Source organism: Sporomusaceae bacterium ACPt (genome assembly GCA_041428575.1).
Taxonomy (GTDB): domain Bacteria; phylum Bacillota; class Negativicutes; order Sporomusales; family Sporomusaceae; genus Sporomusa_D; species Sporomusa_D carbonis.
In genome coordinates, this window is record CP155570.1 from 4,100,958 (window position 1) to 4,117,385 (window position 16,428).

15 protein-coding genes and 1 riboswitch are annotated in these 16,428 nt (G+C 48.4%); all 15 genes read right to left on the minus strand.

From position 1 onward, the window contains the following. Window positions 1–870 (minus strand): mechanosensitive ion channel family protein, encoded by an 870-nt coding sequence (locus SCACP_RS21015; protein WP_425059418.1) that lies wholly within the window; start codon window positions 868–870, stop codon window positions 1–3. After that, window positions 854–1,138 carry a DUF3343 domain-containing protein gene (locus SCACP_RS21020; protein WP_425061463.1) on the minus strand — a complete coding sequence of 95 codons (285 nt, stop codon included), beginning with the start codon at window positions 1,136–1,138 and terminating at the stop codon, window positions 854–856. The genes SCACP_RS21015 and SCACP_RS21020 overlap by 17 nt, the downstream gene beginning before the upstream one ends. Window positions 1,139–1,150: 12 nt before the next feature. Further along, the gene (gene yedF / locus SCACP_RS21025; RefSeq protein WP_425059419.1) at window positions 1,151–1,753 is read right to left on the minus strand and encodes a sulfurtransferase-like selenium metabolism protein YedF; all 603 of its coding nucleotides are present in this window, start codon (window positions 1,751–1,753) and stop codon (window positions 1,151–1,153) included. Next, entirely contained in the window at window positions 1,743–2,771 is a 1,029-nt protein-coding gene (gene selD, locus SCACP_RS21030; RefSeq protein ID WP_425059420.1) for a selenide, water dikinase SelD, read from the minus strand. Before selD ends, yedF begins: the two co-directional genes overlap by 11 nt. A gap of 114 nt (window positions 2,772–2,885) precedes the next feature. Continuing rightward, a complete protein-coding gene (locus SCACP_RS21035; protein WP_425059421.1) occupies window positions 2,886–3,812 on the minus strand; it encodes a cation diffusion facilitator family transporter in 927 nt (308 codons plus the stop codon). Window positions 3,813–3,969: 157 nt separating this feature from the next. Further along, window positions 3,970–4,049: riboswitch (NiCo riboswitch) on the minus strand. A 49-nt stretch (window positions 4,050–4,098) separates the two neighbouring features. Further along, a complete protein-coding gene (locus SCACP_RS21040) occupies window positions 4,099–4,743 on the minus strand; it encodes a CBS domain-containing protein (RefSeq protein WP_425059422.1) in 645 nt (214 codons plus the stop codon). Window positions 4,744–4,782: 39 nt separating this feature from the next. Next, window positions 4,783–5,487, minus strand: coding sequence for an ABC transporter ATP-binding protein (locus SCACP_RS21045; RefSeq protein ID WP_425061464.1), 705 nt, complete (start codon window positions 5,485–5,487; stop codon window positions 4,783–4,785). Between the two features lie 9 nt (window positions 5,488–5,496). Then, complete coding sequence (locus tag SCACP_RS21050; RefSeq protein ID WP_425059423.1) at window positions 5,497–6,261, minus strand: ABC transporter ATP-binding protein; 765 nt, start codon at window positions 6,259–6,261, stop codon at window positions 5,497–5,499. Continuing rightward, entirely contained in the window at window positions 6,239–7,174 is a 936-nt protein-coding gene (locus SCACP_RS21055; RefSeq protein ID WP_425061465.1) for a branched-chain amino acid ABC transporter permease, read from the minus strand. The genes SCACP_RS21050 and SCACP_RS21055 overlap by 23 nt, the downstream gene beginning before the upstream one ends. Window positions 7,175–7,216: 42 nt before the next feature. Then, a complete protein-coding gene (locus tag SCACP_RS21060; protein WP_425059424.1) occupies window positions 7,217–8,113 on the minus strand; it encodes a branched-chain amino acid ABC transporter permease in 897 nt (298 codons plus the stop codon). 113 nt (window positions 8,114–8,226) lie between these two features. Next, entirely contained in the window at window positions 8,227–9,369 is a 1,143-nt protein-coding gene (locus tag SCACP_RS21065; protein ID WP_425061466.1) for an ABC transporter substrate-binding protein, read from the minus strand. 390 nt (window positions 9,370–9,759) lie between these two features. Then, entirely contained in the window at window positions 9,760–10,887 is a 1,128-nt protein-coding gene (locus SCACP_RS21070; RefSeq protein WP_425061467.1) for an ABC transporter substrate-binding protein, read from the minus strand. Between the two features lie 400 nt (window positions 10,888–11,287). After that, entirely contained in the window at window positions 11,288–13,597 is a 2,310-nt protein-coding gene (locus tag SCACP_RS21075; protein WP_425059425.1) for an FAD-dependent oxidoreductase, read from the minus strand. Window positions 13,598–13,609: 12 nt separating this feature from the next. Continuing rightward, window positions 13,610–15,247, minus strand: coding sequence for a glutamate synthase-related protein (locus SCACP_RS21080; protein ID WP_425059426.1), 1,638 nt, complete (start codon window positions 15,245–15,247; stop codon window positions 13,610–13,612). Next, window positions 15,235–16,341 carry a glutamate synthase gene (locus SCACP_RS21085; protein ID WP_425059427.1) on the minus strand — a complete coding sequence of 369 codons (1,107 nt, stop codon included), beginning with the start codon at window positions 16,339–16,341 and terminating at the stop codon, window positions 15,235–15,237. The genes SCACP_RS21080 and SCACP_RS21085 overlap by 13 nt, the downstream gene beginning before the upstream one ends. Window positions 16,342–16,428: the final 87 nt, after the last annotated feature.

A 16,428-nucleotide genomic window follows, 5' to 3' on the forward strand; every position in this document is an offset into this window, starting at 1 on the left:
CTAGCCTCCTGTTTTCGCTGCTTTTTTTTCCGCCACCGGCACAACGTTAAGCAACAGAGGCGGAGGAATCCGGGCTTCGGCAAACCGTTCCTTTATCAAGCGGCGCAGCGCCGTTTCCACCTTGACTTGTTCTAGCGGAACTGTTTTGGCGGTCAAGCGGATCATAATTTCGCCCGGCCGCAAGTCGACTACACCCACTACCTGCGGCCCGTCCAGCACTTCCGTCATACTTTTGCCGACGGTTATACACACTTCATCTAATATTTTAAAAACTAGGTCAATATCAGCTTCATACGGAACAGGTACATTGACTACCGCCAGCATATGACCTCTGGTGTGATTGCTTACCCGGGTTACCGAGCCGTTGGGAACGATGTGCAGTATGCCGTTAAAGTCCCGTAGCTTGGTGACCCGGAACCCCAACTCTTCAACAGTTCCTGCCATATCGCCAATTACTACATAATCGCCCACACCGTACTGGTCTTCCAAAATAATAAAAAAGCCGGTGATAAAGTCTTTAATAAGACTTTGGGCGCCTACGCCCAAGGCCAACCCGATAATGCCGGCGCCAGCCACAATTGAGGTGGTGTCAATTTTAAACTCCTGCAAAATCATGACGGCCACGATGAAATAGATGGTATATCGTATTATGCTATGCAGCAGGCTGCTTAACGTTCTGGCCCGTTTTTCTTCAAGATACAGCTTTTTAGTCCCAGGCTTGGGTAAGAAAAACTGTTCTACCAGCGCATTGGTAACCTTGAGTAAAACAATGCCGCCTACGCCAATAGCCGCCAGCCGGATTACTCTAATTGCTATCCCCAGCCAAAACTCAGGTGTCAGCAGTTGTTCCACGCTAACCTCCATAGTCATTTATTTTTTCATAAATATAGGTTCCATTGCCTGCCGGCACACGGCTAAACAGCTTAGCCCAGCGTACTTTATGTCCCGTAAGTAAACTTAGAAGTTTGTTTTCTTGCGCTGCCGCAAATAACAGGCACTGCCCGCAGCTAATATCGATTTGACGCGGGGTTGGCAAAGCATAAGCCGGGATGCCGGCATCGCTCAGAATTTTTTCGGCTTTGATGGCATGATGCACCGAATCAAAGGAGAGCAGCCGGTCATAGTCCTGATATGTAATAAAATCACCTGCTTATAAACTGACAGTCTTAGATGTTGAGATTGTCTCGACAATAGTGTACATGTTGGTTGCTTCACCCACTGCCAGATCTGCCTTAAGCTGGTAATAGTCGAGGCATGTGCCGCAAGACAGGATACTCACGCCCCGCCCGGCCAGTGTGGCCAGTTGTTCCAGTACCGGCGAGCCTTGGACGGTCAATTTGACACCGCTATTGATAAAGAGCATGGCCGCCGGCTGGGGGTTGACTTCAAGGAGGGTGGCCATGAACGATTTCATAAGCACGGCGCCCAGTTCTTCTGACCCCTGGCCTAATGTATTCCGAGTAATTAAGTAAACCTGGCGAGACTCACACTCCCCGGTTATCTCCGTTCTTGGGGACACCGGCGACAGCTGACTGACATCTTTGACAAGAGTAATGTAGTAATGTCCGTCTTTTTCTTCCACGGCCGCTCCCAGGCTATTGGCGGTAGCGAATTTAACAACATTGGACTTGGCTACCTCATTATCGACAATAACAATAATACGGCCTGAGACCAATTGTTCAACAGCCTTTTTGGTATTAATGACCGGTTGGGGACAAGCCAGCCCCCGGCAATCAACAATTCTATCTGACATATATTTCTCCTTTCCCTGTTGCCGTTACCTGGCCGATAACACTGGCTGCCGTCACCCCGGCAACACCCAGTGCAGCCATCAATTTTCCGGCCTCATTTTCCGGTACGGCAAATAACAGTCCGCCTGATGTCTGCGGATCAAAACAAATATCTCTGATGTTCTCCGGCACACTATCCGCAAATTCGACCGTCTGCAGGTAGTTCCGGTTGGCATACGCACCGCCTGGCACCAGGCCTATGGCGGCAGCGTCAGCCGCTTCAGGCAGAATAGGCAGCGACGCACTGTCGATAGTTACTGCCACACTGCTGCCAGCTGCCATTTCATATACATGACCCAACAGCCCAAAGCCGGTAATGTCAGTGCAGGCATGAATGTTAAAATCAGTTGCAGCTTTGGCAGCTTTGGCGTTAAGAGCCGCCATGCTGACTGTAGCTGCCGCTACACCTTGGGCAAACATGTCAGCCCTGGCTGCCGATGCCAAAATCCCTGTCCCCAGCGCTTTAGTCAATACCAGGTAATCTCCCGGCTGCGCCCCGGCGTTTGTCCAAATTTTGTCCGGATGAGCTATACCGGTAACTGACAGCCCGTATTTAGGCTCGGTATCGTCAATTGTATGGCCGCCGATAATGACAGCCCCAGCCTCAGCCACTTTATCCTGGCCCCCCTGCAAAATGGCCAGCAGCACTTCGCCCGGCAGTTTGCAATTAGGGAAAGCCACCAAGTTTAACGCTGTTATTGGCATCGCACCCATGGCATAAATGTCGCTTAAACTGTTAGCGGCGGCTATTTGGCCGAACATATAGGGATCATCAACAATTGGCGTGAAAAAATCTACAGTCTGTATTAATGCAGTTGTCGGATTTAGCTTGTATACGCCGGCGTCATCCGAAGTAGCAATCCCTACAAGCACATTAGGATTGTGCATTACCGGCAGCCGGCTTAAAATTCCGGCCAGGTCCCCTGGCCCCACTTTGGCCGCTCAGCCGCCACGCTGGGTGAAATCTGTAAGTTTTATCACGGAATATGCCACCTCCTTTGCTGCTATCCTAATATATATTATACCTGGATATATTATACCCTGCTTGAGGCAAAACCTTTTTTATAATAAAAATAACGGCGGTATATTCCACCGTCACTCATGTTTACAGTTTTCTTCGCACTCGGCCGGGCAAGCGCCATAGTCATCATAGTAGTCGCATGGCTCCAAATGAATAATAACATCACAGGGATTAAACTTTTTTTGGATTGTTGCCTCAATTTCGTCACATACCGCATGCGCTTTATCAAGATGCATATTTTTCTGCAAGATGATATGCATGTCAATTAAGCGAAAGCTGCCTGAACGCCTGGTTCTCAGTTGATGAACAGCAATTACTGTCGGATGGCTGCTGACGATGGTTCTAATTTCTCTTTCTTCATCTTCAGGCAGGCTGACGTCAGTCAGCTCATAAATGCTTTTCATGGTCATATCAAAACCGGCTTTAAATACCACCACCGCTACGGCAATAGCAATGGCCGGATCAAGCCAGTACAGACCGGTGTATTGAATAATGCCGAGCCCTAAAAATACGCCTACACTGGTCCAGATATCAGCTTTTAGATGCAACGCATCGGCTTCCAGTGCGTGTGAGCCGGTTAACAGGGCCACATGATACAGTTTACTGGAAACCCAGTAGTTGACGGCCACAGACAATGCCATTACGAAGAGGCCGTACTCCAGATATTCCGGCGCATGGGCCGTTTTTATTTTTTCGACTGATTCATATACAATCCATAATGCAGCCAGAACAATAAGCACAGCTTCGAATGCGGCTGACAGGTTTTCAATTTTGCCATGGCCGTAAGCATGCTGACTGTCCGGCGGTTTACCGGACTTTTTTACCGCCACATAGGCTACCAGGGCGGCGATTAAGTCAACTCCGGAATGGGCGGCTTCAGAAACAATACTAACCGAGCCGGTAAATATCCCAACAACTAACTTAAGCATAACAAGTAGTGTATTAGATACTACCGACAACCGCGCTGTCCGCTGCTTTAATTTAGTATGATTAACTTCCACACTTCTTCCCCCCATACGATAAGACCTAGCTTGGGCTGAGTTTATTTAGGACGCCGCAGAAGCCACCTAGACCTTTTAGGGGTTCGCCATTTTTACTGATTATCAAAAAGAGATGCTTTATGATAATGTAAACGGCAATAATAAACCTGCGGGTCCAATAGGTCCCGCAGGTGTCCTGCCTGCTGCTTGCTGCCCGGCTGCGCCGAAACTTCCGGCCGCCTGTTCCTACTCTATTATATTAACATAGCAAGCAATATGTGTAAAATTTACGTTCGATTTATTGATTTTAACCGATTTGTACAACGTGCTGCACCGGATAACCAAGCGCGGCCAATCGTTCAGTCAATGTCTTGACATCCGGGATGTCGGCGCGAATTACAACTTCATACTGACCATCCTCAGCCGGGAAACTGACAAAACTGCCAATGCTGACGCCAAGTTCCTTAAATACGCCGGAAATATCATGGATGACGCCCAGACGGTCAGGCAACAAAAGGCTTAGGCGGGTCTTGCCCTGAGGCAGGCCCATGGCATCAACAAAAGCTTTAAATATATCGGTTTCGGTCAGAATGCCTACCACCGCCTGGCTTTCATCAACAACAACCAGTCCACCGATTTTGTTGTTGTACATGAGTAATGCCGCCTCTTCCACAGTGGCGTCAGGACTAACCGTTAACACCTTCTTGGTCATAATGTCTTTAACCTGCATTTTGGCCAAGAGGTAGTTGAGTTCAAACACCGACAGCGAAGTAGCCGGTGAGGCCGATACCTCTCGTAGGTCCCGGTCAGTTACAATACCAACCAGTTTGCCGTTATCCACCACCGGCAGACGGCGGAATTTGTTGCTGCGCATGATTTGCAACGCATCAAGAATGGTCATGGCTGACGTAATGGTAGTGGGATTAGGGGTCATTCGTTTGAATACGATCATAATACAACACTCCCCTACATTAATATTAATATATTTATATTAGCCACCAAGATAGGCTTTGCGGATTTCTTCGCTTTCGGCCAATTCCTTGGCATCGCCGGACAAGGTTATCCGGCCGGTTTCCAGCACATAGGCTTTATGGGCAATCGACAATGCCATGTGGGCGTTTTGCTCAACCAGGAGAATGGTTGTGCCGGTTGCATTAATATCTTTGATTATGGAAAAAATTTCCTTTACTAATAGTGGCGCCAACCCCATTGACGGTTCATCTAAGAGCAGAATGCGGGGACGGCTCATAAGCGCCCGGCCCATGGCCAGCATTTGCTGCTCGCCGCCCGAAAGCGTTCCGGCAAGCTGGCTGCGCCGCTCGGCTAATCTGGGGAAACGGGTAAATACATTATCCATGTCTGCTTTTATCTCTTGCGCATCAGAGCGCAGATATGCGCCCAGTTCCAGATTTTCCAGGACTGTCATATTGGCAAATACACGACGTCCTTCCGGGACTTGCGAAATCCCCAGTTTAACAATATTTTGCGCAGCTGCACCGGCAATGTCTTGGCCTTCAAATATTATCTTTCCCGTTTTAGGTTTCAACAGACCGGAAATGGTGCGGAGCGTTGTGCTCTTGCCAGCGCCGTTGGCGCCGATTAGTGTTACAATTTCACCTTGGTTTACTTCAACACTAATGCCTTTGAGCGCATGAATGGCGCCATAATACACGTTTATGTTGTCAACTTTTAACATTGTCATAATCTAAACCTCCTCACCGAGGTAGGCCTCGATAACCCGCGGATTATTTTTAATTTCCTGCGGCGTACCCTGAGCAATTATGCTGCCATAGTCAAGCACATAAATGCGTTCGCACACGCCCATAACCAGACTCATATCATGTTCAATCAACAAAATTGTCAGATTAAATTCTTTTCTGATCCAGCGAATCATTTCCATAAGTTGCTGGGTTTCTTGCGGATTCATACCTGCAGCCGGTTCGTCCAAAAGTAATAGCCTGGGTTGAGCAGCCAGCGCCCGGGCGATTTCCAGTCGGCGCTGCTCGCCATAAGGCAAGTTTTTGGCAATTTCGTCCTTTTTGTTTGCCAGTTGGAATATTTCCAGGAACCTGATGGCTTTTTCCTCAATTTCGGCTTCTTCGCTATGATACCGGCCCACGCGCAACATAGACTCCAATAAGCCGTATTTTACATGGAAATGATAGGCAATCTTTACATTATCAAGCACACTAAGGTCGGCAAACAGCCTGATATTCTGAAAAGTACGGGCAATACCGCGTTGGGTAATCTGGTAGGGTTTAAGGCCGACAATGCTTTTGCCGTCAAACTCAATCTGTCCCTCAGTCGGCTCATACACGCCGGTTAAGAGGTTAAAGGCTGTCGTTTTGCCGGCGCCGTTGGGGCCGATAAGGCCGACTAATTCACCGGGAGCTATTTCGACGTCGAAGTTGGAGACCGCCCGGAGGCCGCCGAATACTTTAGACAGTTTAGTTGCCTTGAGTAGCGCCATTTTGCTTACCTCCTGTCAAGCGGCTGAACATCTTCAGGCTTATTTCTTTATTGCCAAATAAGCCTTGCGGCCGGTACATCATCAGAACAATTAACAGCAATGAATAAATTATCATCCGCCACTCAGGGTAGCTGGCAAGCGCCGCCGAGACAAAGGTCAGCAAGACTGCCGCAGTAATACTGCCGGTGATGCTGCCGAGACCGCCCAAAACCACCATGGTCAAAATATCAAATGACTTCATGAAGGTGAACGAGGCCGGATGGGCAATGTAAAAATAGTGAGAGAACAACGCCCCGGCGACGCCGGCAAAAGCTGCCCCCATAGTAAAGGCCAACACCTTATATTTTGTGGTATCAACCCCCATGGCTTCGGCGGCAATTTCATTCTCGCGAATCGAGATACACGCCCGGCCGTGTGTTGAGTCAATAAAGTTTTTAATCGCAAAAACAGTAACCACGGTAAGGGTAAATACCCAGGGAAAGTCCGTATAGCGGGGAATGCCCATAAAGCCGGACGCACCGCCGATATATTGAATGTTGAGAATACAAATCCTGATTATTTCACCCAACCCTAAGGTTGCGATTGCCAGATAATCGCCGTTTAACCTGAGTGTGGGCAACCCAATCGCAAACCCCAGCACCCCGGCTGCAAGCGCGCCCCCCAGGATAGCCACAATAAACGGCAGTTGAAATTTTACAGTAAGAACAGCGCTTAAGTAGGCGCCGACAGCCATAAACCCGGCGTGGCCAATCGAGAACTGACCGGTAAAACCGTTGATCAGGTTGAGGCTTACGGCCAGAATAATATTAATACCGATCAGGATAATATTAAGTTGCCAAAAAGGACCGATTATATCAGCCATGATCAGGCCCTGGACTATGGCAAAGGCGATCACGCAACCTGCCAGCGCCATAAGGTCGGTTTTAGTTTTTCTTGCTAAATTCATGCCTGTCACCTACACTTTCTCCCGGACATTTTTACCCAAGAGGCCTGCCGGTTTCCACAACAAGATAATAATAAGGATAGCAAATGCTACTGCGTCGCGGAAGGTCGAAGACCAAAAGCCGCTGACCAGCGCTTCAATAACGCCCAGTATGGTCCCGCCGAGCATAGCGCCGGGAATGCTGCCAATACCACCTAATACTGCGGCAACAAAGGCTTTAAGGCCAGGCATGATCCCCATGAGCGGGTCAATCGAGTTGTAGTAAATACCGACAAGTACACCGGCAGCAGCAGCCAGAGCTGAGCCAATGCCAAAAGTAAAGGAAATGACCCGGTCAACATCAATACCCATAAGCCGGGCGGCATCGGTATCGAATGATACGGCCCGCATGGCTTTGCCGATTTTAGTACGGTGTACGACATAGGTCAGAATGACCATTAACAGCAGGGACACCACTAAGATAATGACTTGCTGGCTGTTTATCACCATACCGCCTATTTTGTAAACCTCAGCAGTAAAGACCGCAGGAAAAGTCCGAGGCTGAGGCGATACCAGCAGCATTCCGCCATATTCTAAAAACAGCGATACACCAATTGCCGTAATTAAAACCGCTATTTTGGGCGCCTGTCGCAGTGGGCGGTAAGCTGCTCTTTCAATAAACATGCCAACAATGCCGGCAGCAGCCATCGAAAAAATCAGCGCCGGAATGAAGGAAAACTTAAAGACTGTTATGGCGAAAAAACCTGCGTAAGCGCCCAACATATAGATGTCACCGTGGGCAAAGTTGATCAGCCTGATTATACCGTAAACCATGGTATACCCCAGAGCAATGAGCGCATAAATGCTGCCCAGGGAAATACCGTTAATTAATTGTTGTACTAGCTGTCCAATTAAGCCTGAAAAATCCACATGCGCTCTCCCCTCTCCATTTTCATAAATTATACTATATAGCAGGGCCGGTTGGTCCGGATGGACGGGACAAATCAGGTGTCCCGTCCACAGGGGACGCAACGTACCCTTAGTTATGGATTTACCTTCTCTTTAAACGTCTGCTTGCCGTCTTTCATTTCAATGATTACAGCGCTCTTAACAGGGTCATGAGTCTCGTTTAAAGTGATCAATCCCGATACAGCCTGATAATCTTTGGTCTTGGCAAGCTCGTCCTTGATTTTAACCGGATCAGCGCTGCCGGCCCGTTTGATGGCTTCAATAACCATCATCGTAGCGTCATATGATAACGCGGCAAAAGCGTCAGGGGTCTGATTATACTCTTTTTTATAGGCTTCGACAAAAGCTTTTACCGCTGAACTGTTGTCATCAGGCGAATAATGATTGCTGAAAAAAGTATTGTTCAACGCCTGGGCACCGCTAATTTCCGGTAATTTAGCAGAATCCCAGCCATCGCCGCCCAGGAAAGGAACATTAAGTCCAAGTTCCCGTGCTTGTTTAATGATCATTCCCACTTCTTGATAATAGCCGGGAACAAATACTACGTCAGGGTTTTGTGATTTAATCTTGGTCAATGTAGCTTTAAAGTCGGTATCTTTAGCCAAATACGCTTCGTTAGCCACTATTGTGCCGCCATTTTTTTCAAAGGTTTCTTTGAAGAACTGGCCTAAGCCCTTGGCATAATCGCTGGAGTTATCAATATACAACGCAGCGGTTTTTGCTTTTAGTGATTTTTGCGCAAAAGATGCCATTACCGAGCCTTGAAACGGATCAATAAAGGCAGCCCGGAACAGGAATTCACGGACTTTGCCGCTATTGGGGTCAACAGTAACTTTAGGGTTGGAGGCCGTCGGGCTGATTGCCAACACTTTATTGTCGGTATTCACTTGCGCGGCAGCAATAACACTTGAGGAAGCAATCGGCGCAATGACTGCCACTACTTTATCCTGAGTTATCAGTTTCTGCATGGCGTTGGCAGCTTCAGCCGCCTCACTTTTATTATCAGCAATTACCAGAGACAGTTGTTTTCCAAGCACCCCGCCTTTGGCATTTACTTCTTTAATGGCCAGTTTGGCGCCATTGGCAGCCGACTGGCCAAAAGTGGCATTGCCACCTGTCATCTCAAGGTTAGCACCCAGTTTAATTACATCTGCTTGTTGACTGCCGCTGCCGCCACAACCGGCAATAAGGCCTGCCACCATAAGCACAGTTACCATTACGCTTACTAATTTAACAAATTTTGTCTTCACCATGGTTTCTCCTCCTAAATATCAAAGATAGCACGCCATGCCGGATAAGTATCTACAGTATCGCCCCCTTATAGCTTGGAACCTAACCGTCGCTACCTCCTGTAGGTCCAATGCGGTTGTTAGCAGCAGTTGTCCACTAACAACATATACCTGTATTTGATACAGGTATATTATAGGGGCCCTGTCCATCCGTGTCAATACTTCCGCCATAGTACATCTTGATATATGTCCATTCTAGAAGAACACCACTAGTGTCTCATTTAGGTAAAAAGGGATAAGACCGTAGCCTTACCCCTTGCACCTCACTGTACATTGGTAGAGTTCTCTTACCACTCTATTTATTTGTTTCCATTATTATCAAGGATTGATCTTTTCTTTAAAGAGTTGTTTGCCATCCTTCATTTCAATAACAACCGCACTCTTAACCGGATTATGGTTGGCGTCAAGTGTCAGGATACCAGTGCTGACTTGGAGATTTTTAGTTTGCTCCAAAGCATCGCGGATTTTAGCCGGATCGGCGCTGCCAGCACGTTTGATGGCGTCAATCAACATAAGACCGGCATCATAACCAAGAGCTGCCAAAGCGCTGGGTTCTTGACCGTACTCTTTCTTATAGGCCTCAACAAACTTTACGATATTAGGATCTTTGTCCTGAGAAGAATAGTGGTTGCTGAAGAAACCGTTATTCAGCGGAGCAGCGCCGGCAATATCAACCAGTTTGCTGTCATCCCAGCCGTCAGTCCCTAAGAGCGGTACGGTAATACCCAATTCACGGGCTTGTTTTACAATTTTGCCAACCTCTTCATAGTAAGCAGGAATAAAGATAACGTCCGGATTAGCAGCCTTAATCTTGGTCAAAGTAGCTTTAAAGTCGGTATCCTTTTGCAGGAAGCCTTCCTTGGCGACAATTTTTCCGCCACCTTGAGTAAAGGATGTTTCGAACACTTCAGCTAAGCCTTTGGAATAATCGGAACTGTTGTCAACATAAATCGCCGCAGTTTTGGCCTTAACCGATTTAGCAGCGAAATCAGCCATTACTTTGCCTTGGAAAGGATCAATAAAGCAGGCACGGAAAACATAAGGCCGTACTTTACCATTATCGACGGTTACTTTAGGATTGGTAGCAGTGGCAGTAAGTACCGGAATTTTGTTGTCTTGAGCTATTTGCAGGGTTGCCAGGACATTGGAGCTTGATACCGGGCCCAGCACGGCAACTACTTTATCTTGAGTAATAAGTTTGGTAATTGCGTTAGCCGCCTCAGCCGGCTCAGACTTGTTGTCGGCAATGATAAAAGTAAGCTGCTTACCCAGAACACCACCGGCTGCATTGGCTTCTTTAAACGCCAGTTTGATACCGTTAGCCGTTTGGTTGCCGAAGTTGGCAATGCCGCCAGTCATTTCAAAGTTACCGCCAACCTTAATTTCTTTAGAGTCAGCAGTCTTAGAATCTGAGCTTCCGCAGCCTGCCACCAAGCCGGCCAGCATGGTCAGAGCCACTGCCAGACCAATAAAGATTAGGCATTTCTTGGACACTGTAAATTCCCTTCTTTCCCCTGAAGTATTCACTCTTTACCTAGCCACTTCAGTATTTGTACCCGGGAGTTGACCAGTTAATCTTTATGTTACAACATATACTATTGTGTAACAGTAAATGACCAACTCCTTTCATGCGCAAAGGTGCTTGCGGTGTTATGGAAACTCCATGTGCCTCTGACAAAGATATTAGTATCTCTTGTCTATGGATATTATTATATTGGCAAGCTATAACGGCTGTCAATAACATTTTTACAACATGCAGTATTTATTTGTTTTTGTATAGTGTATTTATGTTCTCAATAAAAAGACACCGCTGTCGGCAATTCTGCCAGAGCGGCGTCGAAATTTTTTATCTATAAAATTTCACAGGTTCGGCGTTAGGCTCCATCGTCCATACTCCGCATGGGCAAATGCCGGCGCAGATACCACAGGCAATACATTTATCGGGGTCTGAGGCGTACTCGGCACCGTTAGCGCCGACCGTACGGGTAATGGCATTTTCAGGGCATGATTTCAGACACATATGACAATCCCGGCAGGTGCCGCAGCTAATACAACGGGTATAGTCATTGTTAGCCTCAGGCACGTCACAGCTGTGACATTTTTTGAAATATGCCGTACTCATCCGTCCGGCCGGAATTTTATTCTTTTGAACCGGAGTATAACTTTGACCTTTCAAATATGCATCAACCGCCAGCGCTGCTTCCCGCCCGGCGCCAATGGCATCTACCAGCCGGCCGGGACGAATCGTGTCCCCGGCTGTAAATATACCTTGGGCCACACTATAGTCGGTAGCCGGTTTCAGGCAGCCACGCTCTACCGGCAGGCTATCTGGAGCAAAACTTAAGTCCGGCGTTTCGCCGATGGCGATAATAACAGTGTCGCCTTTAATCAACTGCCCGTCCTGGGTAATAATCCCCTCGGCGGTTATTTCCTTGGTGAATACCGGCCAGAGTATTTCGCCGCCCAGTTCCTTGACGTGCGCCATTTCTTTATCAAATGCCGCCGGGCGCTGGACATCAATACAAGTTACCTGCTCAGCTCCCAGACCATAAGCGCCTACGGCTACGTCCATGCCTGAATTGCCGCAGCCAATGACAATTACCCTTCTGCCAATTGCCGGGCGTTCACCACGGTTGATTGCCTTAAGAAATTCAAGACCTTTTACAATCCGTTCATGGCCGGGCCAGTTGATTACCCGTGTAACATGCGCACCGGTGGCAATTACCACTGCGTCATGACTGTCCCTTATCCAGGCAAATTTTTCTTTATCAACGTGCACGCCTGTTTTTATGGTTACACCCATTTCCCTAATCCGGGCGATCTCCCGGGCCAACGTCTCCTGCGGCAAACGCGAGCGCGGAATAACCTGCTCCATCTTACCACCGGCTTTGGCATCGGCTTCAAACACTGTTACCTCATGGCCCAGACGCGCCAGCTGCCAGGCAGCGGTAAGGCCGGCCGCGCCACCGCCGATAACAGCCACATGCTTACCGGTTTTGACTTCAGCTTTGGGCAAATCAACGTTAATCGAATATTGGCCTAATTTACCAATTTGCGCCGAAATATCAACTTTTTTTCGGGTACAGTCGTCCATGCAGAGATTGGGGCACACCGCACCGCAGACCGATCCCGGAAACGGCGTATATTCAAGTACCAGCCGGTAAGCTTCGTCAATTTTACCGTCCCGTAACAAGTTGAACCGCTGTTGTGACGGCACCGACGCTGTACAATTAAACTCACACGGTGCACTGTATTTACCGTTTTCCCAGACCGGTATCCGACGACGTAAGGCACCGGTCGTTATTGCACCGATTACTGCAAAATCATCGTCGCAAACATCACTGAAAATGCCGCCGGGAACCCAGGCCTGAGTGCGGAAAGAATAAATGTCTGTATTGGCTTTCTTGGGGCGTTCGTCATAAGACAGCGGCACTACTTTCTGCCACTCGCTCCAGTCGGTAAGCTGGCTACGTAACTCAGGCCGGCCGATAGCTCCCAAAAAATCATCCATTTTTCCATCAAGATATGCAATGTCTTCTTGATTTAATGGCAATATTTTTGTATCTTTGGCCGATATGCCTTTGGCCTTCCCCCGGAAGTATACAATGCCGCCAACCATGCCTGTGCAAGCGCGGTCACCCAGCACTGATTCAAACTGCTCACTGTCATAGCCGCAGACTACAGCAATACCGCCGCCCATGAATTCGAACGCAAAACTGCCAACATTTTTCAATACCCAGAATTCCGGCGCTTCATATAGCGGGTCGTGTTTCATCAGCGAACCGGACCGGGTCCCGGCGCGACCGCCAATATAAATGGTGCCTGCAGCCGCACAATGAGCGGCAGTATCACCGCCGTCACCCTTGACAACAATCCGGCCGCCGGCGTTAAGCCAGCCTACATCAGCCGAGGCCGAGCCTTCAACAATGATTTCGGTGCCGGGAAGACACATAGAGCCTACCCGCTGGCCGGCATTTTTTACATAAAATTTCAGTGGTTTACCTTCCGGATGCCATAACGGGCCGCCAATGTCATGCTGGCCTGATGCTTCAATATGAAACTCTGTTTCCCCTTCGGCCAACGCCTGGTTAATGCTTTCTAAGAGGTCTTGCGTTGACATCCGGGTGTTGCCGTCAATAGTATTTATTTTAAACATGCGCATAACCTCCTAGCATACATATTGGATGGCCAATTTGTCGGCGATGGCTTTATCAGTAGTTACCAGCGCATCAGAACGTCCGACAGGCAGCGAACTGTTGCCGACAGGCGCCATCAGTTTCTTAAATTCGCTGTCTAAGGCCAGCATATAGTCAACGATGTTTTGCGCCGCTTTATCAATATCAAGACGTTTAACCAAGCGCGGATTCTGCGTGCATATCCCCGCCGGGCAGTTACCGGTATTGCAAGCGTTGCAGCGGCCGTGTTCATTACCTACGCAGCCGCACAATTGAACAAGTATTTTACCGATGAATACGCCGTTGGCGCCAAGGCATATAAGTTTGAAAGCATCGGCCGCAGCGTTGCCGGTTAAACCGACACCACCGCCTGCCCACAGGGGGATTTGTCCTTGCCGTCCTTGTTTGACAGCCGCCAGATAACATTCACGGATTTTGGACACCACCGGATGTCCGGTATGGTCAAGCGATACCTCATTAGCCGCGCCGGTGCCCCCTTGGATGCCGTCGATAAAAAAGCCGCCGCATATTTTGTAGGGATCCCGCAAGAGGTTGTTGTATACCGATACCGACGTAGCCGAAGCGGCACACTTAATCGCAACAGGTACGCGGAATTTAAAGGCCGCATTCATCGACATAAACATTTTCTGTACTGACTCTTCGATAGAGTACAAACCTTGATGATTGGGCGGTGACAAAAGGTCGGCCTTGGGCACGCCGCGAATGGACTGTACAGTTTTAGACACTTTAGCGGCTGGCAAGAGTCCCCCGTCACCCGGCTTAGCCCCCTGCCCGATTTTAATAAGAATACCGGCCGGATCAACTTTCATATGAGGCATGGCTTTTATAATGCGGTTCCAGCCAAAATGCCCGGAAGCAATTTGCAATATCATGTATTTTAGATATTCGGATTGCATAAGTTTTACAGGCATACCACCTTCACCCGAACACATCCGGACCGGCAGTTTATGCTTTTCGTTAAGGTACGCAGTGGCCAGCGCTACGGCTTCCCAGGCCCGCGTCGAGAGCGCGCCGATGGACATATCGCTGAAGATAACCGGATAAATCCATCTAACAGGCGGGGTATGACCGCTGAGTGTTAGTTCTTCGCCATTAGATTTAAGCGGCAATTCGTGAGGCAGAAGTACCCGCCCAAACGGGGCCAAAATATCGAAAGTGTGCCGCTCAGAGTCCAGCGCCGGGTCGGTCATCTGGGAAATACGGCCAACAACAATTTTATCGAGTGTCCGGTCGGCGCTGTTTAGACTAGCCCGACCTCCCCGTTTAACAGTAGTGCCACCGCTTCTGTTTAAACAGTTTATACGCGAATCAGGGTTGCGCATAGGTTTGATGGCGTTGTTCGGACATACTTTTTCGCACATGCCGCAGCCCACACAGGCGTTAGCCACTGCCGCCTTCTGCTTGATAACAGGAGTTGCCATATGGCGCTGGCTGGGCTCAGGCTGATGGCCTGTTGATACGGTAATTGACCGCCGTTCCATGGCAACTTCAATGGCATTAAAGGTACAGGCTGCCACACAACTGCCGCACATGGTACAGCGTTCGGGCTGGTATTGTATTTTCCACGGCAGGTCATTGACGCTGACGTCTTGTATTTTTACTGCTTCCATCGTTCTACCTCCAATTCCCGGGTGATTACTACTACTTCCCGTTCATTCGGATAAACATCCAGCTCTTGGTTGCGGTGAGGCAAGATTTGGTTAAGCCCGCAAACTTCGGACGATATGGCAATAGTAGTACCGTCGCCGCCCACTACTACCGGCCGCAATTTTTTGGAATCACAACAAGTCATCATGCGGCCATCAGGCAGCATAGCAATTATTGTATTAGGCCCGTTTATTTCCAAATGGCCTAGCGACTGACGAATGGCTGTCAGTTCCCGCTTGTCCGGCCGTTTGGCTATTTCATCAAACGGCAAAGGGGTAATTACATGTTTGTAATATTTTATCGGCCATTTGAGCACCTTAAGTACATAGTGCAATGTATAGAGAAAGTTTTGTGAATCAGATTCAAAACCGATATAGCCGCGATGCAGCGATTTTTGATACTCTTTATTTTTGGTGTAGAAAGTATTTTCGCCGTTGGCACACAGCGTATACCCCTGAAGAAAGAACGGGTGGGCTGCATAGCGAACAATTTCATAGTTAGTATTTTGCCGGCATTGGACGACAACGTTCTTAGCCATTAAGTCGCCGGTGTTGTCCCATAGTTTAAAGTAAACAGCAATATCGCGGGGATCGCCGATTTCTTTCAAAGTTAAAACATCCGGCCAAAAAGAATAAACAAATCCATTTTCTTCTTTTTCAAGCAATTCTCTAAGCGCCAGCCTGGTATCAAGCAGTAATTCTTCCTTGGCCTCCTGCGTAGCTGTCCGGTAATGCTCCGGATAGTCGTATACCCGGAATATATAATAGGGCATCGCCTTAATATCAAGGCCGGGCTGACGAACGCCCCGGGGAATCCATTCATATAACGGCGTAAAGTTGTTGGTTTCCATAAAGTGTTCCACCATGGCCGCACCTTTTTGCGTACAGGCCAGCGATAATAGCGGCTTATCTTTATATTTGGCGAAAACTCCTTCAAGGTCTTGCATCACCATCGCAAAACCGGAGTTGTCGTGTCCTTCCTGCTGGGGCAGCATCAAATGCAGCGCCAACGACGGATGAAATGCGACTTTGCTTTTTATAGCCCCTATTCTACACATCTCTCTCCCACCTTCTATCGGCCAGTTCAAAATGCGTGCGGTCACATTTTGAACTAGCTTGTATTTTAAAAAATTGAAACAAAAAAG

Bases quoted from the DNA above. Each gene is read 5' to 3' on its own strand.
- SCACP_RS21050 (WP_425059423.1), bottom strand. From the start codon at position 6,261: ATGGCGCTACTCAAGGCAACTAAACTGTCTAAAGTATTCGGCGGCCTC.
- SCACP_RS21055 (WP_425061465.1), bottom strand. From the start codon at position 7,174: ATGGCGCTGGCAGGTTGCGTGATCGCCTTTGCCATAGTCCAGGGCCTG.
- SCACP_RS21040 (WP_425059422.1), bottom strand. From the start codon at position 4,743: ATGATCGTATTCAAACGAATGACCCCTAATCCCACTACCATTACGTCA.
- yedF (WP_425059419.1), bottom strand. From the start codon at position 1,753: ATGTCAGATAGAATTGTTGATTGCCGGGGGCTGGCTTGTCCCCAACCG.
- SCACP_RS21070 (WP_425061467.1), bottom strand. From the start codon at position 10,887: ATGCTGGCCGGCTTGGTGGCAGGCTGCGGAAGCTCAGATTCTAAGACT.
- SCACP_RS21075 (WP_425059425.1), bottom strand. From the start codon at position 13,597: ATGTTTAAAATAAATACTATTGACGGCAACACCCGGATGTCAACGCAA.
- SCACP_RS21015 (WP_425059418.1), bottom strand. From the start codon at position 870: ATGACTATGGAGGTTAGCGTGGAACAACTGCTGACACCTGAGTTTTGG.
- SCACP_RS21045 (WP_425061464.1), bottom strand. From the start codon at position 5,487: ATGTTAAAAGTTGACAACATAAACGTGTATTATGGCGCCATTCATGCG.
- SCACP_RS21080 (WP_425059426.1), bottom strand. From the start codon at position 15,247: ATGGAAGCAGTAAAAATACAAGACGTCAGCGTCAATGACCTGCCGTGG.
- SCACP_RS21065 (WP_425061466.1), bottom strand. From the start codon at position 9,369: ATGGTAACTGTGCTTATGGTGGCAGGCCTTATTGCCGGTTGTGGCGGC.
- SCACP_RS21085 (WP_425059427.1), bottom strand. From the start codon at position 16,341: ATGTGTAGAATAGGGGCTATAAAAAGCAAAGTCGCATTTCATCCGTCG.